19 protein-coding genes are annotated in these 22,426 nt (G+C 72.7%); 12 read left to right on the forward strand and 7 right to left on the reverse strand.

What is annotated here, in order from left to right; all coding sequences use genetic code 11:
* Nucleotides 1–382: helix-turn-helix domain-containing protein (locus tag ABT106_RS23240; protein ID WP_502979463.1), on the forward strand; the 382-nt coding region annotated here is incomplete at its 5' end.
* On the opposite strand, the gene ABT106_RS23245 is transcribed toward ABT106_RS23240, so the two are convergent.
* The 3 genes from ABT106_RS23245 to ABT106_RS23255 form a co-directional block, all read right to left on the reverse strand.
* Nucleotides 345–611 (reverse strand): DUF6191 domain-containing protein, encoded by a 267-nt coding sequence (locus ABT106_RS23245; protein WP_351280491.1) that lies wholly within the window; start codon nucleotides 609–611, stop codon nucleotides 345–347. The two genes, ABT106_RS23240 and ABT106_RS23245, sit on opposite strands and share 38 nt — an antisense overlap.
* 13 nt (nucleotides 612–624) lie before the next feature.
* Nucleotides 625–1,839: a PQQ-dependent sugar dehydrogenase gene (locus tag ABT106_RS23250; RefSeq protein ID WP_351280493.1), complete on the reverse strand. Its 1,215-nt coding sequence runs from the start codon at nucleotides 1,837–1,839 to the stop codon at nucleotides 625–627.
* Nucleotides 1,840–1,944: 105 nt separating this feature from the next.
* A complete protein-coding gene (locus ABT106_RS23255) occupies nucleotides 1,945–2,952 on the reverse strand; it encodes an aldo/keto reductase (RefSeq protein ID WP_351280496.1) in 1,008 nt (335 codons plus the stop codon).
* Between the two features lie 72 nt (nucleotides 2,953–3,024).
* On the opposite strand from ABT106_RS23255, the gene ABT106_RS23260 reads away from it, so the two are divergent.
* The 6 genes from ABT106_RS23260 to serA all read left to right on the forward strand — a co-directional run bounded on the left by ABT106_RS23260 (nucleotide 3,025) and on the right by serA (nucleotide 12,772).
* The gene (locus ABT106_RS23260; RefSeq protein ID WP_351280498.1) at nucleotides 3,025–3,972 is read left to right on the forward strand and encodes a 2-hydroxyacid dehydrogenase; all 948 of its coding nucleotides are present in this window, start codon (nucleotides 3,025–3,027) and stop codon (nucleotides 3,970–3,972) included.
* 276 nt (nucleotides 3,973–4,248) lie between these two features.
* On the forward strand, nucleotides 4,249–7,113 hold the full coding sequence (locus ABT106_RS23265; RefSeq protein ID WP_351280501.1) for a putative bifunctional diguanylate cyclase/phosphodiesterase: 2,865 nt from the start codon (nucleotides 4,249–4,251) through the stop codon (nucleotides 7,111–7,113).
* A gap of 204 nt (nucleotides 7,114–7,317) precedes the next feature.
* Nucleotides 7,318–9,204 (forward strand): acetolactate synthase large subunit, encoded by a 1,887-nt coding sequence (locus tag ABT106_RS23270; RefSeq protein WP_351280503.1) that lies wholly within the window; start codon nucleotides 7,318–7,320, stop codon nucleotides 9,202–9,204.
* 32 nt (nucleotides 9,205–9,236) lie between these two features.
* The gene (gene ilvN / locus ABT106_RS23275) at nucleotides 9,237–9,761 is read left to right on the forward strand and encodes an acetolactate synthase small subunit (RefSeq protein WP_351280505.1); all 525 of its coding nucleotides are present in this window, start codon (nucleotides 9,237–9,239) and stop codon (nucleotides 9,759–9,761) included.
* A gap of 137 nt (nucleotides 9,762–9,898) precedes the next feature.
* Nucleotides 9,899–10,900 (forward strand): ketol-acid reductoisomerase, encoded by a 1,002-nt coding sequence (ilvC, locus tag ABT106_RS23280; protein WP_351280508.1) that lies wholly within the window; start codon nucleotides 9,899–9,901, stop codon nucleotides 10,898–10,900.
* 282 nt (nucleotides 10,901–11,182) lie between these two features.
* Nucleotides 11,183–12,772 (forward strand): phosphoglycerate dehydrogenase, encoded by a 1,590-nt coding sequence (gene serA, locus ABT106_RS23285; protein ID WP_351280510.1) that lies wholly within the window; start codon nucleotides 11,183–11,185, stop codon nucleotides 12,770–12,772.
* Nucleotides 12,773–12,853: 81 nt separating this feature from the next.
* Here serA and ABT106_RS23290 read toward each other — a convergent pair whose 3' ends face one another.
* The gene (locus tag ABT106_RS23290) at nucleotides 12,854–14,410 is read right to left on the reverse strand and encodes an MFS transporter (protein WP_351280512.1); all 1,557 of its coding nucleotides are present in this window, start codon (nucleotides 14,408–14,410) and stop codon (nucleotides 12,854–12,856) included.
* Nucleotides 14,411–14,499: 89 nt separating this feature from the next.
* Here ABT106_RS23290 and ABT106_RS23295 point away from each other — a divergent pair, with 89 nt between their 5' ends.
* Entirely contained in the window at nucleotides 14,500–15,135 is a 636-nt protein-coding gene (locus ABT106_RS23295; RefSeq protein WP_351280514.1) for a TetR/AcrR family transcriptional regulator, read from the forward strand.
* A 252-nt stretch (nucleotides 15,136–15,387) separates the two neighbouring features.
* Here ABT106_RS23295 and ABT106_RS23300 read toward each other — a convergent pair whose 3' ends face one another.
* Nucleotides 15,388–16,362: an NAD(P)-dependent alcohol dehydrogenase gene (locus ABT106_RS23300; protein ID WP_351280516.1), complete on the reverse strand. Its 975-nt coding sequence runs from the start codon at nucleotides 16,360–16,362 to the stop codon at nucleotides 15,388–15,390.
* A gap of 168 nt (nucleotides 16,363–16,530) precedes the next feature.
* A complete protein-coding gene (locus ABT106_RS23305; protein WP_351280519.1) occupies nucleotides 16,531–17,787 on the reverse strand; it encodes a PucR family transcriptional regulator in 1,257 nt (418 codons plus the stop codon).
* A gap of 184 nt (nucleotides 17,788–17,971) precedes the next feature.
* On the opposite strand from ABT106_RS23305, the gene ABT106_RS23310 reads away from it, so the two are divergent.
* Together ABT106_RS23310 and pruA are read left to right on the forward strand one after the other, a co-directional pair.
* Complete coding sequence (locus tag ABT106_RS23310; RefSeq protein ID WP_351280522.1) at nucleotides 17,972–18,898, forward strand: proline dehydrogenase family protein; 927 nt, start codon at nucleotides 17,972–17,974, stop codon at nucleotides 18,896–18,898.
* Between the two features lie 31 nt (nucleotides 18,899–18,929).
* Nucleotides 18,930–20,561: an L-glutamate gamma-semialdehyde dehydrogenase gene (pruA, locus tag ABT106_RS23315; RefSeq protein ID WP_351280524.1), complete on the forward strand. Its 1,632-nt coding sequence runs from the start codon at nucleotides 18,930–18,932 to the stop codon at nucleotides 20,559–20,561.
* A gap of 108 nt (nucleotides 20,562–20,669) precedes the next feature.
* Here pruA and ABT106_RS23320 read toward each other — a convergent pair whose 3' ends face one another.
* Nucleotides 20,670–21,371, reverse strand: coding sequence for a nitroreductase family protein (locus ABT106_RS23320; protein ID WP_351280527.1), 702 nt, complete (start codon nucleotides 21,369–21,371; stop codon nucleotides 20,670–20,672).
* 174 nt (nucleotides 21,372–21,545) lie between these two features.
* Here ABT106_RS23320 and ABT106_RS23325 point away from each other — a divergent pair, with 174 nt between their 5' ends.
* A complete protein-coding gene (locus tag ABT106_RS23325; protein ID WP_351280529.1) occupies nucleotides 21,546–21,893 on the forward strand; it encodes a tyrosine-protein phosphatase in 348 nt (115 codons plus the stop codon).
* Between the two features lie 60 nt (nucleotides 21,894–21,953).
* Nucleotides 21,954–22,426: GNAT family N-acetyltransferase (locus tag ABT106_RS23330; RefSeq protein WP_351280532.1), on the forward strand; the 473-nt coding region annotated here is incomplete at its 3' end.

Raw genomic sequence — 22,426 nt, forward strand, 5'->3', positions numbered from 1 at the left:
GCGGTCGGCGGCGGCCCCGGGCGGCGGCCCGCCGCCCCCCCCCGCCCCCCCCCGCCGCCCCCCCCCCCCCCCCCCCCCCCCGCCCCCCCCCCCCCCCCGGCCCGCCCCGCCCGCACCGGACGCGGATCCCGCCGAGGCACTCGGCCTGACCAGCCGCGAACGGGAGGTGCTGAGCCTGGTCGCGGAGGGCCACACCAACCGCCAGATCGCCGCGGAGCTCTTCATCGCCCCGAAGACGGCGAGCGTGCACGTCTCGAACATCCTGGCGAAGCTGGGCGTCGCCGGCCGGGGCGAGGCGGCCGCCCTCGCCCACCGGCTGCGCCTGTTCGCCGGCCCCGGTCCGGTCAGCCTCCTGCCGGAGGCCGCCCGGCGGGGCGTATGAACACCGTGCCGGAGTCCAGGTCTATCGGGCCCCGCCCCGGGTCCCCGTCGTCGACGTCGACCCGGGACAGTTCCAGGCGCTTCCTCTCCTCGTCCGTGTGCTTGCGCCCCGGGTTGAACAGCTCCTCGATCAGGTTGAACACCGCGTTCACCACACCTTCCGCCCCGCCGCCGGGGCCCGCGCCGCGTTCCATCCGCGGTGCCGCGTCCTGCCGCACCGTCGCGGTCACCGCACCGTCGCGGTCACCGCACCGTCAGGGTCAGGATCCTGTCGTCGCCCGCTTCCGGCGACCCGCGCCCGTCCGTCTCGCTCGTGACCAGCAGCAGTCTGTCTCCGCCCAGGGCCACCACCGAGCGCAGCCGGCCGTACCTCCCCTCCAGGAAGGCTTCGGGTTCCGCCACCGGGGCCGTCCCGGACAGCGGGATCCGCCACAGCCGGCTCCCCTTCAGGCCCGCCATCCACACCGACCCCTGCGCCCAGGCGATCCCGCTCGGCGAGGCTTCGTCGGTCTTCCAGACGGCCACCGGATCGCGCATGCCGGGCCGGCCCGCCTTCCCCTCGGCCTCGGGCCAGCCGTAGTTCGCGCCGGGCTCGATCAGGTTCAGCTCGTCCCAGGTGTTCTGGCCGAACTCGGCGGCCCACAGCCGCTTGTCCCCGTCCCAGGCGAGGCCCTGCACGTTGCGGTGCCCGTACGAGTAGACGACGGAGTCCGCCTCGGGGTTTCCGTGCACCGGATCCCCGTCCGGGGTCATCCGCAGGATCTTGCCGCCCAGTGACTTCCTGTCCTGCGCGAGTCCGGTGTCACCCGTCTCTCCCGTGCCCGCGTAGAGCATCTTGTCGGGGCCGAAGGCGATCCGCCCGCCGTTGTGGATCAGTCCCTTGGGGATGCCGCGGAACACGGTGTCCGGAGCGCCCAGCTGCTGCCCGGCGGGTCTGCGCTCGTCATAGCGCATCCGGGCGATGCGGTTGTCGCCCTCGGTGGTGAAGTAGGCGTACACCATCCGGTCCGACGCGAAGTCCGGCGACAGGGCCAGGCCCAGCAGTCCGCCCTCCCCGCCCGGCGACACCCCGGGCACCGACCCGATCCGCGTCGCCGTCCCCGAGCCGGCCGCGACCCGGCTGATCGAGCCCTTGTCCCGCGAGGCGACCAGCAGGTCCCCGCCCGGCAGCGGAGCCACCCCCCACGGAGACTCCAGGCCCTTGGCGATCTCGCCGGCGACCGTCACCGCGCCCCTGGCCGGCGGGACCGGCGCCGAAGGAGCCCCCGACGACGACGTCCCCGGCGACCCCGGGCCCGCGGCCGTCCCCGGCGGCGAGCCGCCCGGCCGGGCGCCGTCGACCCCGGCGGGCGAGCACCCCGCGGCCAGCAGGGCGCCGCACCCGGCCAGCGCGACCGCCGCCGCCACGCCCCGGCGCCGCACGCCCCGCCCCCCACGCTCCACGTGTACGAACCGCATGGCCCCGCTCCCTTCCCGTGCCCCGACCGTGCCCTTCACCCGTATCAACCGCTCCGGCAGCCGCCGAAGTTCCACCGCTCGTACACTCGATCGAGTGGTTGCGGGTCAGTCCCAGGCTCCCACCGCCACCGGCAGCGCCGCCATCTCCGCCAGATCGGCCGCCGAGAGCAGCACCTCCGCCGCCCCCGCGTTCTCCGCCGCCCACGGCGCCCGGTCGGCCCCCGGCACGGGCACCACCTGCGGCCCCTGCGCCAGCACCCAGGCCAGCGCCACCTGCGCCGGGGTGACCCCGGGCCCGTGCCGCCGCGCCACCCGGCGCAGGGCCGCCACGAGCACCTGGTTCGACGCCATCGCGTCCGCCGTGAACCGCGGATGCCGGGCCCGTACGTCCTGCGACTCGAAACCCTCGCCCGGCGTCAGCGTCCCGGTCAGGAAACCGCTGCCCAGCGGCATCGCCGCCAGGAACCCCACCCCGCGGTCCGCACACCACGGAAGCAGCTGCCACGCCGCCTGCGGCGACCACACCGACAGCTCCGCCTGCACCGCGCTCACCGGGAACACCTGCTGCGCCCGCTCCAGGTGCCGCAGCGTCGTCCCGTACGCCCGGTCCCCGCCGCGCCCCGCGCCCGGCCCGGCGCCCGCGCCGAGCGCGCAGAATCCGAGCGCCCGCACCTTCCCCGCACCCACCAGCTCCGCCATCGCCCCCCAGGTCTCCTCCAGGGGGACATCCGGATCCACCCGGTGCAGCTGGTAGAGGTCTATGACGTCCGTCCGCAGCCGCCGCAGCGAGGCGTCGCAGGCCCGGCGCACGTAGCCCGGCCGCCCGTCCGCCACCACGTGCTGGTCACCGGCCCGCAGTCCCACCTTCGCCGACACGAAGGCGTCCGGCCGCCGCTCCCGCAGGACCCGGCCCAGCAGCAGCTCGTTGGTGAACGGCCCGTACACGTCGGCCGTGTCCAGCAGGTTCGACCCGAGGTCCAGCGCCGCGTGCACCGCCGCCAGCGACTCCGGCCCGCGTCGGCGCGAGGGCGCGTACGCCCAGCTCATCGGCATGCAGCCGAGCCCGACGGCGCCCACCGTCAGTGCCCCCGCACCGATCGACCTCAGCTCCACTCCTGCGTCCCCCTCCCGGTCCGGAAACAAACTAACGGCTCGATCCGGCCGCCCTGGCCTAGCCTCGTGATCATGACTGCAAAGACCGCGGACGTCTGGCTCCCCTTCCCCGCCGAGGAGATCGAGGGCCTGCCCGACTCCTTCCGCTACCGCCGCTGGGACGGCGAGGACGCCTTCCCGGCCGATCCGGCCGACTGCGTCTTCTACGTCACCCCGTACATGAAGTCCGCCGAGGTCACCGTCCGCCCGCTGGCCGCGATGCCCGCCGTCCGGGTCGTCCAGACCCTCACCGCCGGCATCGACCACGTCCTCGGCGGCCTCGACGGCCTGCCCCCCGGCGTACGGCTGTGCAACGCCGCCGGCGTCCACACCGCGAGCACCGCCGAACTCGCGCTCACCCTGGCCCTCGCCTCCCTGCGCGGCATCCCCGGCATGGTCCGCGGCCAGGACCGCGAGGAGTGGCGCGGCGGGTTCTACGAGGCACTCGCCGACAAGTCCTTCCTGATCGTCGGCTACGGATCGATCGGCTCGGCCGTCGAGGACCGGCTCGTGCCCTTCGAGTGCGGGCCGGTCGCGCGCGTCGCCCGCACGGCGCGCACCACGGCGCGCGGCCCCGTGCACGCCCTCGCCGATCTCCCCCAACTCCTCCCGGCGGCCGATGTGGTGATCCTCACGACCCCGCTGACCGATGCCACCAAGGGCCTGGCCGGCGCCGGGTTCCTGAGCCGGATGAAGGACGGCGCCCTGCTCGTGAACGTGGCGCGCGGTCCCGTCGTCGACACCGGGGCCCTCCTCGCGGAGGTCGAGTCGGGGCGGCTGCGCGCCGCGCTCGACGTCACCGACCCGGAACCGCTGCCCGCAGGCCACCCGCTCTGGCATGCTCCGAATGTCCTGATCACTCCTCATGTCGGCGGCAGCAGCTCGGCGTTCGAACCCCGGGCCAAGAGGCTGCTCGCCCGCCAGCTCACCCGGTTCGCCGCCGGAGAGCCCCTGGAGCACACGGTGCTCGTCACCGGCTGACCGGTGTCCGGTGCGGACGCTCCGCAGTCACCCGGACGCGTTCCGTGGCCCAACTCCCCACGTGGTAACGGAGCGTAGAGATGCTATGTCCCTGAGTGACGAAAGTGGTGTATCGTCCGGAAGAAGGGGCTGCGCCACGAACGTCTGGCGCTGGGGAGTGATCGGACACTTTGGGGGGCGACGGGCGATGTACGGCCAATGGACGAAGGATCCGACGCGGCAGAGCCGCCGCAGGCGACGACGGGGTGCCCCCAAGCCGGCAGGCGAGGGGGACCGGTGAGTGCCCCGGGGGCGGCGCTCCTGAACCGGCCCTCCCTCTCGGGCGGAGGCCGGGGAGTGGCCGTCCAGGTGCTCCTGGCCGTGGTGTGGGGCGGATACGCCGTCGGTGCCGGCCTCGGCTGGGGCAGCGATGAACTGGCCGACATCATGGGTGACTTCGGCCTCAGCGCCGCCGCCCTCGTCGCCGCCGGATCCTGTTACCTGTACGCGCGCACCCATGCGAACCGAGACCGGCTCGCCTGGGTGCTCTTTGCTCTCTCGTCCCTGATGTCCGCCTGCGGCAACGGCATCTGGGGCTGGTACGAGGTCGTGATCCACGAGGACATGCCGAGTCCGTCCCCGGCACAGTTCTTCTTCCTCTGCTTCGCCCCGCCGGCGATCGTCGGACTCCTCGTCCTCGCCAAGCGCCCCGTCACCCGGGCCGGCTGGCTCTGCCTCGCCCTCGACTCCTGGCTCATCGCCGGATCCCTGCTCATCCTGTCGTGGAGCCTGGCGCTGGCCAAGGCGGCCAGGTCCCACAGCGGCGAGAACGTGGCGGGCGCCGCCCTCGAACTCGCCTATCCACTGCTGGACATCGCGCTCGTCTCGATGGTGCTCGTCCTGCACTTCCGGCGGTCCGCGACGAACCGCTCCGCCGTCAACATGGCCATCGCCGCCCTCGCGCTCACGGTCCTGTGCGACGCCATCTTCACGTCGCCGCTGCTGAAGGAGACCTACAGCTCCGGCGAGCTCCTCGACGCGGGATGGTTCGCCGGATCCCTGCTCCTCGCCTACGCGCCGTGGGGCGCCCGCCGCATCGGCGCCGCGCACGAGCCCGCGGAGGCCCCCGGCGCGCGGCCCGTCAGCCGCCCGATCGCCCGGTCGCTGCCCGCGCTCATCCCATACCTCGCCGCCGCCGTCTGCACGCTCGGCATCCTCTACAACGTGATCGAGAGCCGCAGCGTCGACAAGGTCGTCGTCGTCACGGGCTGCACCGTCGTCCTCGCCCTGGTGATCCGCCAGGGGATCATGCTCCTCGACAACATCGCGCTGACCCAGGAGCTGGCCCAGAAGGAGAACCACTTCCGCTCCCTGGTCCAGGGCTCCAGCGACGTCATCATGATCGCCGCGCCCACCGGCACCCTGCGCTACGTCAGCCCCGCCGCCGCCGGGGTCTACGGCCGCGAGGCCGAGGAACTGGTCGGCACCGAGCTCGCCACCCTGATCCACCCGGACGACCTCGGCCGCGTGGTCCACGAGGTGCGCCGCTTCCTCGCCGCTCCGCAGGCCGAGGAACCCACCACCCGCATCGAGTGCCGCTTCAAGTCAGGCGGCGGCGAGTGGCTCAACGTCGAGTCCACCGTCAACCGCCACCAGGGCGGTCTCATCCTCAACAGCCGGGACGTCACCGAGCGGGTCCGGCTCCAGGCCCAGCTCCAGCACAGCGCCGAGCACGACCCCCTGACCGACCTGCCCAACCGGGCCCTCTTCACCCGGCGCGTCCGCCAGGCCCTGACCGGACGGCGCGCGGGCGACCACAGCACCGCCGTGCTCTTCATCGACCTCGACGGCTTCAAGGCGGTCAACGACACCATCGGCCACCAGGCCGGTGACGAGCTGCTCATCGAGGCCGCGCGCAGGCTCCAGGACTCCGTCCGGGCCGGGGACACCGCCGCCCGCCTCGGCGGGGACGAGTTCGCCGCGCTGATCCTGGGGGACGGCAGCCGCGACCACAGCGCCCGGGAGTACCAGGTGCACGAGATCGCCGACCGGCTGCGCACCACCCTCTCCCAGCCGTACCGCATCGCCGGCAGCGAGGTGCGGGTCGCCGCCAGCATCGGCGTGGCCTTCGCGGACCCGGGCATCACCCCTTCGGACCTGATGCGCAACGCGGATCTCGCGATGTACCGGGCCAAGGCGGCCGGCAAGAACCGCGTCGAGATGTACGCCCCGCAGATGCAGGCCGAAGTCGTCCGGAAGGCGGAGCTGGCGGGGCGGCTGCGGACCGCGCTGCACGAGGGCGAGTTCGCCCTCCTGCACCAGCCCGTGGTCTCGCTGGCCACCGGCGAGGTCTCGGTCGTGGCCGCCCAGGCCCGCTGGCGTTCCGCGCAGGGGATCCTCTTCACCCCGGCCGAGTTCCTGCGCGTCGCCGAGTACAGCGAGGGCGCCGCCTCCGCCGGCCCGGACGCCTCGCGGGCCGCCGAGCTGGGCCGCTGGCTGCTGGAGGAGGCCGTCGTACAGGCCGCAGACCGGCACCGGGCCGGGCACGGCGTACCGGTGGCCGTACGGATGACCGCCCAGCGGCTCCTGGACCGCGCCATGCCGCTCGGCTCCGTCGAGGCCCTGCTGACCCGGCACGGACTGCCCTGCGGGGCGCTCGTCCTGGAACTCGCCGTCTCCGACCCCCGGGTCCCCTTCGACGACCTGGAGCGCCGCCTGGCGGCCCTGCACCGGCTGGGGGTGGGGATCGCCCTCGACGGCTTCGGCAGCGGCTACGCGGCCATCAGCGCCCTGCGGCGACTCCCGGTGGACATGCTCAAGCTGGACCGGGGCCTGGTGGAAGGAGTGGCCGAGTCCGCCCGCCTTCACAAGATCACGGCAGGCTTGTTGCGCATCGCAAACGACCTGGGCATGCAGTCGGTGGCCGAGGGCGTGGACCTGCCCGAGCAGGTCGCCGCCCTGCGCGCGATGGGCTGCACGCACGGCCAGGGGATGGCCTTTTCCGGCCCCCTCGACGAGTACAGGCTGCGCCGCGCGCTCGTGCGCGGTACGTTCCCCGTACCGGGCGGGGCGGCGCAGCCGGCCTTGGCCGGAGGCTCGCCGGCGGGTTCGATGGCCATCCACAGAGGCTCACATAATGAGACGCCCGTCCCACCTACTTGACATCCACCTCCCGCCAGAGGGAGGGTCAGTGTCATGCGCACCCGAATTCTCGTACTTGGAAAGCGCGTCGGCTGAAGCCGGGACCAGCATGTCCCCGCTCAACGCACCCGACGCGCTCCCCTCGCCTGCCTCCCGGCACGAGGGGTTTTTTGTTGCACTGGCACAGAGTCGAATCCTCGTAAAACCCTCAGCTTCGAGAAGAGAATGCCGATGACCGAGCAGGCCACCGGGGCCCACCATCCGCAGCCGCGGCCCCGTTCCGGCGGACACCAGTCCGCCGCAGTTGAGCACGTCACGGGTGCGCAGGCCCTCATCCGCTCTCTCGAAGAGGTGGGGTGCGACACCGTCTTCGGCATTCCGGGCGGCTGCATCCTCCCCGCGTACGACCCGATGATGGACTCCGAGAAGGTCCGCCACATCCTGGTGCGCCACGAGCAGGGCGCGGGCCACGCCGCCACCGGCTACGCGCAGGCCACCGGCAAGGTCGGCGTCTGTATGGCCACGTCCGGCCCGGGCGCCACCAACCTGGTCACCCCGATCGCCGACGCGCACATGGACTCCGTCCCGCTGGTCGCGATCACCGGTCAGGTCGCCTCCAAGGCGATCGGCACCGACGCCTTCCAGGAGGCGGACATCGTCGGCATCACGATGCCGATCACCAAGCACAACTTCCTGGTCACCCGGGCCGCGGACATCCCGCGGACCATCGCGGAGGCGTTCCACATCGCCTCCACCGGCCGCCCCGGCCCGGTCCTGGTCGACATCGCCAAGGACGCCCTCCAGGCGAAGACCACGTTCTCGTGGCCGCCCGCGCAGGACCTCCCGGGCTACCGGCCGGTCACCAAGCCGCACGCCAAGCAGATCCGCGAGGCCGCCAAGCTCATCTGCCAGGCCAAGCGCCCGGTCCTGTACGTCGGCGGCGGCATCATGAAGTCCGGCGCGAGCGCCGAGCTGAAGGTCCTCGCCGAGCTCACCGGGGTCCCGGTCACCACCACCCTGATGGCCCTGGGCGCCTTCCCCGACAGCCACCCGCTGCACGTCGGGATGCCCGGCATGCACGGCGCGGTCACCGCCGTCACCGCGCTCCAGAAGGCGGACCTGCTCATCGCGCTGGGCACCCGCTTCGACGACCGCGTCACCGGCAAGCTCGACAGCTTCGCCCCCCTCGCCAAGATCATCCACGCGGACATCGACCCGGCCGAGATCGGCAAGAACCGCGCCGTCGACGTCCCGATCGTCGGCGACGCCCGCGAGGTCATCGCCGACCTGGTCCAGGCCGTCCAGGCCGAGCACACCGACGGCAACGCCGGTGACTACAGCGCCTGGTGGAAGGACCTCAGCCGCTGGCGGGACACGTACCCGCTGGGCTACGACCTGCCCGAGGACGGGATGCTCTCCCCCCAGCAGGTCATCGAGCGGATCGGCGCGCTCGCCCCGAAGGGCACGGTCTTCACGGCGGGCGTCGGCCAGCACCAGATGTGGGCCGCGCACTTCGTCCAGTACGAGGAGCCGCGCACCTGGCTGAACTCCGGCGGCGCCGGAACCATGGGCTACGCGGTCCCGGCCGCCATGGGCGCGAAGGTCGGCATGCCCGACCGCACCGTCTGGGCGATCGACGGCGACGGCTGCTTCCAGATGACCAATCAGGAACTGGCCACCTGCGCGCTGAACAACATCCCGATCAAGGTCGCGATCATCAACAACGGCGCACTGGGCATGGTCCGCCAGTGGCAGACCCTCTTCTACAACCAGCGCTACTCCAACACGGTGCTGCACGGCGAGGAGACCGGCCACGCCGCCGCCGGCTCCCAGCTCGGCGAGTCCGCCGCCCCCCGCAAGGGCACCCGCGTCCCGGACTTCGTCAAGCTGTCCGAGGCCATGGGCTGCGTGGCGCTGCGCTGCGAGGACCCGGCCGACCTGGACAAGGTCATCGCCGAGGCCAACGCGATCAACGACCGTCCGGTCGTGATCGACTTCATCGTCCACGAGGACGCCATGGTGTGGCCGATGGTCGCCGCCGGCACCTCCAACGACGAGGTCATGGCGGCGCGGGGCGTCCGTCCCGACTTCGGCGACAACGAAGACGACTGAGCCGAGAGAGCCCGAGAGAGAGAACGACTCACATGTCCAAGCACACGCTCTCCGTCCTGGTCGAGAACACGCCCGGCATCCTCGCCCGGATCGCCGCGCTGTTCTCCCGCCGCGGGTTCAACATCGACTCCCTCGCGGTCGGTGTCACCGAGCACCCCGACATCTCCCGCATCACCATCGTCGTGAATGTCGAGGACCTCCCGCTCGAACAGGTGACCAAGCAGCTCAACAAGCTGGTCAACGTGCTCAAGATCGTCGAGCTGGAGCCGCACAACGCCATCGAGCGCGAACTCGTCCTGGTGAAGGTCCGCGCCGACAACGAGACCCGCTCGCAGGTCGTCGAGATCGTCCAGCTGTTCCGTGCCAAGACGGTCGACGTCTCCCCGGAGGCCGTCACCATCGAGGCGACCGGCGGCACCGACAAGCTCGGCGCGATGCTCAAGATGCTGGAGCCCTTCGGCATCAAGGAGCTCGTGCAGTCCGGCACGATCGCCATAGGGCGCGGCGGCCGGTCCATCACGGACCGCAGCCTGCGCGCGCTCGACCGCAGCGCCTGACCGCAGCGCCCCGGCCGCGGTCCCGACCGCGGCCGGCCGACCGACACGCCCCCGCCCGCATGGCGAGACCGGCGAACTCAGATTCCGTTCCCCGCCGTACGGTGGGAGCAACACCAGCGCACCAAGGAGATATCCCAGTGGCCGAGCTGTTCTACGAGAACGACGCCGACCTGTCCATCATCCAGGGCCGCAAGGTCGCTGTCATCGGCTACGGCAGCCAGGGCCACGCCCACGCGCTGTCGCTCCGTGACTCCGGCGTCGACGTCGTCGTCGGCCTGAAGGAGGGCTCGAAGTCCAAGGCCAAGGCCGAGGAGCAGGGTCTCAAGGTCGTCCCGGTGTCCGAGGCGGCCGCCTGGGCGAACGTCATCATGATCCTCACCCCGGACCCGCTCCAGGCCGAGATCTACGAGGAGTCCATCAAGGACCACCTCGAGGAGGGCGACGCGCTCTTCTTCGGCCACGGCTTCAATGTCCGCTACGGCTTCATCAAGCCCCCGGCCCACGTGGACGTCGCCCTGGTCGCCCCGAAGGGCCCGGGCCACCTGGTCCGCCGCCAGTACGAGGAAGGCCGCGGCGTGCCCTGTATCGCCGCCGTCGAGCAGGACCACACGGGCGGTGCCTTCGCCCTCGCGCTCTCGTACGCGGCCGGCATCGGCGGCACCCGCGCCGGCGTCATCAAGACCACCTTCACCGAGGAGACCGAGACCGACCTGTTCGGTGAGCAGGCCGTGCTCTGCGGTGGAGCCTCCGCCCTGGTCAAGGCCGGTTTCGAGACCCTGACCGAGGCCGGCTACCAGCCGGAGATCGCGTACTTCGAGTGCCTGCACGAGCTGAAGCTCATCGTGGACCTCATGTACGAGGGCGGCCTGGAGAAGATGCGCTGGTCGGTCTCCGAGACCGCCGAGTGGGGCGACTACATCACCGGCCCCCGCGTCATCACCGACGCGACCAAGGCCGAGATGAAGAAGGTCCTGGCGGAGATCCAGAGCGGCGAGTTCGCCAACACCTGGATGGCCGAGTACAAGGCCGGTCTGCCGAAGTACAACGCGTACAAGAAGGCCGACGAGGAGCACCTGCTCGAGACCACCGGCAAGAAGCTGCGCAAGCTCATGAGCTGGGTCGACAGCGACGAGAGCTGATCTCGCGGCGGCGGGGCCGCGACGGCGCGTCCCGGCCCCGCCGCGCTCGCGGGACGGCCGGGACGGGCCCGGACGGCGCCCTTCCGGAAGGCGGCTTGTCCACCCCGGCCAACCACGGACGGGTGATCCTTCCGTACAGGCGGAAATCCGGGCCGCCAACGCCACTACACTGCTCAACACATACGCGTCAGGCCCACAGTGTCGTGCGTCTTCCACGCGGCTACCCCCTCCACGCCTGCGGCCGTCGGGACGGCCGTCCGCACTGGACTTGTGAGGACCCACGTGAGCTCGAAACCTGTCGTACTCATCGCCGAAGAGCTGTCGCCCGCAACGGTGGACGCACTCGGTCCGGACTTCGAGATCAGGCACGTCAACGGCGCGGACCGCGCCGAGCTGCTGCCCGCGATCGTCGACGCCGACGCGATCCTCGTCCGCTCCGCGACCAAGGTCGACGCCGAGGCCATCGCCGCGGCGAAGAAGCTGAGGGTGGTCGCCCGCGCCGGTGTCGGCCTGGACAACGTCGACGTCTCCGCCGCCACCAAGGCCGGCGTGATGGTCGTCAACGCCCCGACCTCCAACATCGTGACCGCCGCCGAGCTGGCCTGCGGCCTGCTCGTCGCCACCGCGCGCAACATCCCGCAGGCCAACACCGCGCTCAAGAACGGTGAGTGGAAGCGGAACAAGTACACGGGCGTCGAGCTGAGCGAGAAGACCCTCGGCGTCGTCGGTCTCGGCCGCATCGGCGTCCTGGTCGCCCAGCGCATGTCGGCCTTCGGCATGAAGGTCGTGGCGTACGACCCCTACGTGCAGCCCGCGCGCGCCGCCCAGATGGGCGTCAAGATGCTCACGCTGGACGAGCTCCTGGAGGTCGCCGACTTCATCACCGTGCACCTGCCGAAGACCCCCGAGACCCTCGGTCTCATCGGGGACGAGGCCCTGCACAAGGTGAAGCCGTCCGTCCGCATCGTCAACGCCGCCCGCGGCGGGATCGTCGACGAGGCCGCGCTGTACACGGCCATCAAGGAGGGCCGCGTCGCCGGCGCCGGTCTCGACGTGTACGCGAAGGAGCCCTGCACGGACTCCCCGCTCTTCGAGCTCGACCAGGTCGTCTGCACCCCGCACCTCGGCGCGTCCACGGACGAGGCCCAGGAGAAGGCCGGCGTCTCGGTCGCCAAGTCGGTGCGCCTCGCGCTCGCCGGTGAGCTGGTGCCGGACGCGGTCAACGTCCAGGGCGGCGTCATCGCCGAGGACGTCCGTCCGGGCCTGCCCCTCGCCGAGAAGCTCGGCCGCATCTTCACCGCCCTGGCGGGCGAGGTCGCGGTCCGTCTCGACGTCGAGGTCTGCGGCGAGATCACCCAGCACGACGTGAAGGTGCTCGAACTCTCCGCGCTCAAGGGCGTGTTCGAGGACGTCGTCGACGAGACGGTCTCCTACGTCAACGCCCCGCTGTTCGCGCAGGAGCGCGGCGTCGAGGTCCGGCTGACGACCAGCTCGGAGTCCCCGGACCACCGCAACGTGGTGACCGTCCGCGGCACCCTGTCGGACGGCTCGGAGGTCTCGGTCTCGGGCACGCTCGCGGGTCCGAAGCACCTGCAGAAGATCGTCGGCATCGGCGAGTACGACGTGGACCTGGCGCTGGCCGACTTCATGGTCGTGCTGCGCTACACCGACCGCCCCGGCGTGGTCGGCACCGTCGGCCGCATCCTCGGCGAGGCCGGCCTGAACATCGCGGGCATGCAGGTCGCCCGTGCCGAGGAGGGCGGCGAGGCGCTCGTCGTCCTCACCGTCGACGCCGAGGTCCCGGGAGGCGTCCTCGCGGACATCTCCGAGGAGATCGGCGCCGCCTCGGCGCGCACGGTCAGCCTCGGCTGATCGCGCACACCCGCTGAACGGAGGAAGGGCCCGGGGGAGATCCCGGGCCCTTCCTCCGTTCCGCCGCCGGGGCCGCCCCGGTCAGTTGTACGTTCCCCCGGGCGCGGGGGCTCCGGGAGCCCCGGCCGGCTCCGCCGCGAGCGGGGAGGGGGTTCCCGTGTCCCGCAGCAGGGTCGCGGCGAGCAGCGCCGCCCCGAGCAGCAGCAGCGCGCCGCCCCAGGCCGCGTACTGCATGGCGTGGACGAACGCCTCGCGGGCCAGGTCCAGCAGCCGGGTCCCCGCCGACCCGCCCAGCTGCTGGGCGGCGGCCACGGCCCCGCCCAGGGTCTCCCGTGCGGCGGGCTCGGAGTCCGCGAGGTCGCGGCGGTAGACCGCGGTGCCGATGCTGCCCAGGACGGCCATGCCGAGGGCGCCGCCGAACTCGGCGCCCGTCTCCAGCAGGGAGGCGGCGGAGCCGGCCTTCTCGGCGGGGGCCGCGCCGAGGGCCATGTCGGAGACGAGGGACATCACGGTGACGATCCCGGAGGCGAGGAGGCCGGCCCCGGTCAGCGCCAGCCACAGGTCGTCGGTGTCCACCAGGCCGACCAGGACGAAGCCGGCCGCGGCGAGGACGAACCCGCCGGCGATGACCCTGGCCCGGTCCACCGTCCGGGCCAGGGCGGCCGAGGCGGGAGCCGCGGCGCCGATGACGACCGAGGGGGCGAGGCTCCACAGGGCTGCTTCCAGGGGGCCCATGCCCAGCACGGACTGGAGGTACTGGGTGGTGAAGTAGGCCGAGCCCATCATGGCGAAGGAGGCGATGGTGTTCAGGCCGATGCCCACGCCGAAGCCGCGGTGGCGGAAGAGGTCCCGGCTCACCAGGGCGTCGTCCCGGGTGCGCTGGCGGCGTGCGAAGGCGTACCCGAAGGCCAGGCCGACGGCGAGGCTGCCGCAGGAGAGCGGTTCCGGGCCCTCGGCGGCGATCTCCTTGAGCCCGTAGACGACCGGGAGCACGGCGGCCACCGACAGCGGGATGCTCGGCAGGTCCGCGCGGCCGGGGGCCGGATCCTTGAACTCCGGGACCAGTACGGGGACCAGGACCAGCAGGAGCAGCATCGCGGGCACGTTGACGAGGAAGACCGAGCCCCAGTGGAAGTGGTTCAGCATCACCCCGCTCATGACCGAGCCGAGGGCGACGCCGCCGACCATGGCCCCGGACCAGATGGCGACGGCGCGGGCGCGCTGCCCGGCGTCCTGGAAGAGGTTGCGGACGAGGCCCAGTGTGGAGGGCATCAGGGTCGCGCCGCCGACGCCGAGCAGGACGCGGGCGGCGATCAGCATCTCGGCGCTGGTGGCGTAGGCCGCGCCGATGGAGGCGAGACCGAAGGCGGCCGCGCCGATCAGCAGCAGCTTGCGGCGGCCGATCCGGTCGCCGAGCGAGCCCATGGTGATCAGCAGGCCGGAGAGGACGAAGGCGTAGCTGTCGAAGATCCAGAGCTGTTGGGTGGCGCTCGGGTCGAGTTCACGGGTGAGGGCGGGGATGGCGAAGTAGAGGACGGAGACGTCCATCGAGACCAGGAGCAGCGGCAGCAACAGGACGGTGAAGGCGGTCCATTCGCGGCGGCCGGCGCGTCGCGCGGTGGCGGCGGGGTTCGTCATGAGGAGCAATGTACAGATGTTTAATACATGCGTCTATGACGACTGTATGGAACTTCTGTCTAGGACGGGCGTCTTGCTACCGTGACGGAATGGGACATCGTGAAGATCTGCTCGAAGGCGCCAAGAAGTGCCTGGTCGAGAAGGGATTCGTGCGCACGACGGCGCGCGACATCGTGGGTGCCTCCGGTACCAACCTGGCGTCCATCGGCTACCACTACGGCTCGAAGGACGCGCTGCTCACCCAGGCTTTCATCGCCCTGATGGAGGAATGGGGCGAGGGCTTCCAGTCCGGTCTGGGCGGGGAGGGCGGCTCGCTGGAGCGGTTCCGCGCGTTCTGGGAGGGCGTCCTGTCCGGGCACGAGGAGTCGGGGCCCGTCTGGTCGGCCAGCATGGAGGTGGCGCTGAGCGGGGAGCGGCTGCCGGAGCTGCGGGCGATGATCGCGGCCTCGCAGGCCCAGGGGCGCCGGGGGCTGATCAACATGCTGACGGACGCCCCGGAGGACGAGCTGACGGACCGGGACGTGCGGACCCTGGGCGCCTTCTACCAGGCGCTGTTGAACGGCCTGATGATCCAGTGGCTCTTCGACCCGGCGTCGGCGGCCACCGCCGAGGAGATCACCGAGGGGATGCGCCGGGCCGCCGCCGCGGCACGGGGGGGTGGCGCGGGGGGCAAGGCCGTGCCGGGGGCGTCTGCCGACGGGCCCGCCGGGGGGCCGGGCAGCTGACGCGGCCGAGGCGGCAGTGCCCCCGGGGCCGGCCCGCTCCCGGAGCATCGCGAACCGGCGGGCGCCGACGGGGTGTTGTGGCCCCTGGCGGCCGGGCCGAGGCCGCCTCCTCCAGCGTGTTCGCGGGCCGGGGCTCCTGCGGGGGCGCGCGGAGCGCGTACTCGCAGGCCCGGCGCGGTCGTCCTCGGCGGGTGCGCTCGGCCGCTGCCTTGAACCGGTGGGCGGGACGCCGCCCCGGTGGCCGGCCCGCCGTCACACGGTGATGACGACCTTGGCCCGCGCGTGCTCCACCTCGACGTAGCGGACGGCGTCGGCCACCTCGGCCAGCGGGTACGCGCGGTCGACGACCGGCGTCAGGCGACCCGCCCCGACCAGCTCCGTCAGCGCCTCCAGGGCGGCGCGGTCCGGCGCCGCCGTGAGCACCCGCAGCCGCCGGCCGGCGACGAGGGACAGTGCCTGGCCCCGCAGGAGGAGCCCCATCGGCCCGAACAGGCTGCCCCCTTCGGACACGCCGCCGCCGGACAGCACGAGCGTCCCCGACGGGGTCAGCGCCCTGCGGTACGCGGTCAGCGAGCGGTTCCCCACCAGATCGAACACGAGGTCGTGGCGCCGGCCGTCCCGGGTGAAGTCCTCCCGGGCGTAGTCGACGACGCGGTCGGCGCCGAGCGAGCGGACCAGCTCGGCGTTCCGCGCGCTGCACACGGCCGTCACCTCCGCGCCGAGGGCCTTGGCGATCTGCACGGCGAAGGTTCCCACCCCGCCCGACGCGCCGTTGACCAGGACCGTCCGTCCCGGTCCGGCCCGCCCCAGGTCGCGCAGGCCCGCCAGTGCGGTGGTTCCGGCCAGCGGGAGCGCGGCCGCCTGCTCGAAGCTCAGACCGGCCGGCTTCGGCGCCAGCCGTCCGGGGGCGGCGCACACGTACTCGGCGAAGGTCCCGTCGGCCTCGCCGAACACCTCGTCGCCGGGGGCGAGCCCCCGGACGTCCCGGCCCACCGCCACCACCCGGCCCGCGAAGTCCGTACCCTGGACGCGGACCTTCGGTCGGCCGAGCCCGAACACCAGGCGGGCCAGGTACGGATCGCCCCGCATGTGGTGCCAGTCGCGGGCGTTGACCGCGGCCGCGCGGACCCGTACGAGCACCTGGCCGGCGGTGGGCACCGGCCGCTCGACCTCCCGCAGCTCCAGCACCTCGGGCGGGCCGTACCGGTCCTGGACGATCGCTTGCATCACGCCTCCGGGGTGCACGGGTTCCGTGCGGAGCGGGTCGGCCGGCCCGACGGCCGGCGCCACTCGCGACGCTAGCGGCGCGGGCTGTGTGCGGGCATCGGGGACGCCCCTGGCGGACCTCGGGGAGTGCCCCTAGGGGGCCGGGCGCGGCGGCCGCCGGCGCCCCGGTCAGCCGTGCAGGCGGGAGGCCTTCAGGGCCATGTGCAGGAGCAGGCGGTCCTCGCCCTCGCCCAGGTCCAGGCCGGTCAGCTGCTCGACCCGGGAGAGGCGGTAGTACAGCGTCTGCCGGTGGATGCCCAGCGCCGCCGCAGCGCGGCCCGCCTGCCCGGCGCAGTCGAGGAACACCTCGGCCGTGCGGGCGAGTTCGCGGTGGGCCGGGCCCAGCAGGACGCGCGTCGACGGGTCGTCCACCGGGCCCGGGGCGAGGGCCGCCAGCAGCCGGTACGGGCCGATCCGCGACCACTGGGCGACCGGGCCGAGCCCGGGCCGGGCGGTGGCCGCGCGCGCCGCGGCCACCGCCTGCTCCCAGGCGCCGTGCAGATCGGCGAGGGTGCGCACGGGGTCGCCCGCGCCGGCGGTCATGACGTGCGGCGCGGGGGCGGCGGCGGTGCCGGGCGCGTTGCCCGCGCCTCCCGCGCTTCCCGCGTTGCCCGTCCCGTTCGGGCCGCCCGTCCCGTCCCCCGGTGCGCGGGGCAGCAGACGGGCCACCGCCGTCAGAGCGGGGGCCAGGGCGTCCGTCGAGCGGAGCCGGAGCAGCACCGCCAGCGCCCGGCCGGCCTCCGGCCCGCCGCCGTCGTCGGGGGCCGTCGCACGCGGGACCACGCACACCGCGGCCGCGCCCGGTACCGCCCCCGGGGCCTCCCCGGGCCACGGCGCCACGCACACCACCGCGTGGAGCCCGTCCCCGCCCGGCCCCAGGGCCACCCGCAGCGCCGCCACCGCCATGTCCCGCTGCCACCCCCGTCCGGCGGTGAGCACCGCCAGGAACTCCCGCGACAGGTCGGCCCCGGCCTTCGCCTCCTCGGCGAGGAGGGTCCCGACCCGCTCGGCCACCTCCATGGCCGCGGCGAGGGCCTCCGGCCCGGGGCCGGGGTCCTGGTCGAGCAGCCACACGTAGCCCTGCACGATGCCCCGGTACCGCACCGGCAGGCAGATCCGGCCCCGGAAGACCCCCGCGTCGGGCGCCGCCGGAATCCGTACGGGACCGGTGGCGCGGGCGATGCCGAAGCCCTCGAACCACGAGCGCACGGCGGCCGTGGACTGCCGCGTCAGGATCGAGCGGGTCCGTACGGGGTCCATCGCGAGGTCGTCGTCGCTGTCGTGCGCGCCGAAGGCGATCAGGCGGAAGTCCCGGTTCTCCAGCGTCGCCGGGGCGCCGAGCAGCGCCGAGATCTCGTCCACCAGGTCCTGGTAATCGCCCTTCACCCGGCCATTCTCCCACCTCCCGACCGGCCTCTCAGACATCTGTATGAGATCCGGGACACGGATGCGTGACAGCTGTCGATGGCAGAGGATCGAAGCGATCCTTAGGTTTCACGGTGGTTTTACTTGTGGTTTCGCCGGCGCTCCCGCTCGCGTTCTTCTTCTGCCACCCGATGGAGGTGCCCCCGTGCTGGGTCCCGTGATCCTCGCCGCCTCGCGCAGCGACAAGATGCGCCGCATCGTCTCCGCCGCCCCGGTGACCAAGCCCGTGGTGAACCGGTTCATCCCCGGCGAGACGGTCGACCAGGTCATCCCGATCGTCGAGGAGCTGACCCGCAACGGCCTCGAGGTCACCCTCGACGTGGTGGGCGAGGACATCACCGAGGTGGCGCAGTCGCACGCGGCCCGCGACGCCTACCTCCTGCTGATCGAGCGCCTCGCGGAGCTCGGCCTCGGCGAGAGCGTCGAGATGTCGGTGAAGCTGTCGATGTTCGGCCAGGCGCTGGAAGACGGCCACGAGCTGGCCCTCGCCAACGTCCGCCCGGTCGTCGAGGCTGCCGCCGCCATCGGCACCACCGTGACCCTGGACGCCGAGGACCACACCACCCTCGACTCGATGTTCGCCATCCACGAGGAGCTGCGCCGCGACTTCCCGCAGACCGGCTGCGTGATCCAGGCGTACCTGTTCCGCACCGAGGCCGACGCCCGCCGCCTGGCCGCCGCCGGCAGCCGCGTCCGCATCGTGAAGGGCGCCTACAAGGAGCCCGCCGAGGTCGCGTACCTGGACAAGGCCGAGATCGACAAGGCGTACGTCCGCATCATGAGGATCCTCATGGAGGGAGAGGGCTACCCGATGATCGGGTCCCACGACCCGCGGCTGATCGCCATCGCCCAGGAGCTGGCGCGGCAGGCCGGGCGCAAGCTCGACGAGTACGAGTTCCAGATGCTGTACGGCATCCGCGGCGAGGAGCACCTGCGGCTCGCCGCCGAGGGGCACCGGATGCGCGTGTACACCGCGTACGGGACCGACTGGTACGGCTACTTCATGCGCCGCCTGGCGGAGAAGCCCGCCAACCTGCTCTTCTTCCTCCGCTCGATGATCACCAAGAACTAGCCAAGAACTAGGTCAAGGAGTTACCAGCCCCATGGATGCTGTGACCCAGGTCCCCGCGCCGGTCAACGAGCCGGTCCACTCGTACGCCCCCGGCACCCCGGAGCGCGCGCGGCTCGAAGAGCAGCTCAAGCAGCTGTCCGAGAACCCCATCGACCTCCCGATGACGATCGGCGGCGTCAAGCGGATGGGCGGCGGCGAGCGCTTCGACGTGGTCCAGCCGCACGACCACAAGTCCGTCATCGGCACCTTCGCCCACGCCACCGAGGCCGACGCCCAGGAGGCCGTCGACGCCGCGCTGGCCGCCGCCCCGGCGTGGCGCGCGATGTCCTTCGACGACCGCGCCGCGATCATCCTGCGCGCCGCCGAGCTGCTGTCCGGCCCGTGGCGCGAGAAGCTGGCCGCCTCGACCATGCTGGGCCAGTCGAAGACCGCGCAGCAGGCCGAGATCGACACCCCGTGCGAGCTCGTCGACTTCTGGCGCTTCAACGTCCACTTCGCCCGCCGCATCCTGGCCGAGCAGCCGGTCGCGAACTCCGCCGGCGTGTGGAACCGCAGCGACCACCGCCCGCTTGAGGGCTTCGTGTACGCGATCACGCCGTTCAACTTCACGGCCATCGCCGGCAACCTGCCGACCGCCCCCGCCCTCATGGGCAACGTGGTCGTGTGGAAGCCGTCCCCGACGCAGACCCACTCCGCGGTCCTCCTGATGGAGCTGCTGGAGGAGGCCGGTCTCCCCAAGGGCGTCATCAACCTGGTCACGGGCGACGGCATCGCGGTTTCCGACGTGGCCCTGAACCACCCCGACCTGGCCGGCATCCACTTCACCGGCTCGACCAAGACCTTCCAGTACCTGTGGAAGACGGTCGGCAACAACATCGAGACGTACAAGTCCTACCCGCGCCTGGTCGGCGAGACCGGCGGCAAGGACTTCGTCGTCGCGCACCCGTCCGCGGACCGCGCCACCCTGAAGACCGCCCTGACCCGCGGCTCCTTCGAGTTCCAGGGCCAGAAGTGCTCGGCCTCCTCGCGCGCCTACGTCCCGGCGTCGATCTGGAACGACGGCTTCAAGGAGTCGTTCGCGGCCGAGGTCAACGGCATCGCCATGGGCGACGTCCGCGACCTGACCAACTTCATCGGCGCCGTCATCGACGAGCGCTCCTTCGCGAAGAACAAGGCCGCCATCGACCGCGCGGCCGCCGACCCGACCTGCGAGATCGTCGCGGGCGGCACGTACGACGACTCGGAGGGCTACTTCGTCCGCCCGACCGTCATCGCCTGCTCGGACCCGTCGAACGAGGTCTTCACGACCGAGTACTTCGGCCCGATCCTCGCCGTGCACGTCTACGACGACGCCGACTACGAGGCGATGCTGGCCCAGATGGAGTCCGTCTCGGCGTACGCCCTGACCGGCTCGATCATCGCCGGCGACCGTTACGCGGCGGCGGACGCGATGGAGAAGCTCCGCTTCGCGGCGGGCAACTTCTACATCAACGACAAGTCGACCGGCGCCGTCGTCGGCCAGCAGCCCTTCGGCGGCGGCCGCGCCTCGGGCACGAACGACAAGGCGGGCGCGGCGACGAACCTGCAGCGCTGGACCTCCACGCGCTCCATCAAGGAGACCCTGGTCGCGCCGACCGACTACCCGTACCCCCACATGGGCTGACCTTCCGGCCCCCTGAAACCCCGCCCCCGCTCCGGTACCCCCAAGTCCGGAGCGGGGGCGGTCCCATGTCCGCCGGGTGCCCGTGGGGGAGGAGGGTCCCGCCGGGGGTCACACCTCCACGATGACCTGGTCCAGGGACTTGCGGACCAGGTCCGGGACCTCGCAGTCGTCCGCCGGGTAGCCCACCGGGATCACGGCGAAGGCCCTCTCGTTCTCGGGGCGGTTCAGGACGTGGCTGAGGAAGCGCATCGGGCTGGGCGTGTGGATCAGCGCGGCCAGCCCCGACAGGTGCAGGGCGGACAGCAGCATGCCGACCGCGATGCCGACCGACTCGTCGACGTAGTAGTGCTTGTGCTTCGTGCCGTCCGGGCCCAGCCAGTAGCGCTGCTGGAAGACCACGATCAGGGCCGGGGCGTCGGTGAGGTGGGTCTTCACGGCGTCCGTGCCCAGCGGGCGCAGGGCCGCGAGCCACTCGTCGCCGAGGCGGCCGTCGTACGAGAGGACCTCCTCCTGCTCGGCGGCGGCACGGATCTGCTGCCGCACGGCCGGGTCCGTGACCAGGACGAACGTCCACGGCTGCTGGTGGGCGCCGGACGGGGCGGTCGCGGCGCAGGCGACGGCGTCCCGCACGACCTGGCCGGGCACCGGGTCCGGGGAGAAGTGGCGTACGGTGCGCCGCTCGTCCATCCGCGCGCGCAACTCGGCGGCCCGCGCGAGGGATTGCGCGGCCGGCATCCGCTCGGGCCGGTAGGGGGCGGAGCGGTAGGGCTGGCCGTGGATCGGGGTCCACTGCTGGGTTTCGGATGACATGGGCCGAGTCTGCCGACGCCGGAACCGGGCCCGCCAGTGCCGCGCCATGACCAACTGTCCGTTGTGTACTGACAGGGGGGCTATGACAGTGACGATCACCGGTCGATTCCTGGACTGGGAAGGCCGCTTCAACGTCCGGGAGCGGGCGGCCCCGGGGCGACGGGGACCGGCACGGTGGTCCGTGCCGACGCCCTCGACCGGCTCACCGCGGACGGCTGGACCAGTCTGACGGCGCACGGCGTGCGGACCGTGGTGGACCTGCGCAACGAGGACGAACGGGAAGTGGACCACTGCCCCCGACCGGCCGGTGTCACCACGGTGCGGATCCCCCTCGACGGGATCGAGCACCGGGACTTCCGGGACGTGTGGTGGGGGAGTCCGGGTTTCGGAACGCCCGCCTCTTTCCGGCCTTTCCTCGAACGGTTCCCCGACCGCGTCGCCTCGGTGGCCCGGGCCATCACGACGCCCCGCCGGGCTGGACGCGGCGGCCTGTCTGAGGCACGCCGGTCTTGGTGCGGGTGAAGTGGAACGGCTGCGCGAACGGCTCCGGGGGCCGGTGCGTGACGTTGATACGGTCCCGGGATGGACATCCTCGTACGGCACACCTGGGAGCTGACCGGCAGCGGGCTCGCGGAGATCCGCGGGCTGCTGGAGCCCGCCTTCGGCGGGGACTTCGCCGAGGAGGACTTCGAGCACGCGCTCGGCGGGACGCACGTGCTGATCCGCGAGGCCGGGCGGCTCGTCGCGCACGGGAGCGTCGTCCAGCGGCGGGCCGTGCACCGCGGGCGGGCGCTGCGGACCGGGTACGTGGAGGCCGTGGCCGTACGGGCCGACCGGCGCCGCCGGGGGCTCGGCGGGCTGGTCATGGACGGGCTGGAGCGGGTCATCGGCGGGGCGTACGTGCTCGGGGCGCTGTCGGCGTCCGAGGACGGGGCCGGCCTGTACGCGGGGCGCGGCTGGAGCGTGTGGGGCGGGCAGCTCGGGGTCCTCGGCCCCGGCGGGCCGGAGCGGCTCCCTCGGACCCGTCCTCCACCAAGGCCGACGGCGGCACGACC

The sequence above is a fragment of the Streptomyces sp. NPDC002044 genome, from assembly GCF_040296725.1.
Taxonomy (GTDB): Bacteria; Actinomycetota; Actinomycetes; order Streptomycetales; family Streptomycetaceae; genus Streptomyces; species Streptomyces antarcticus.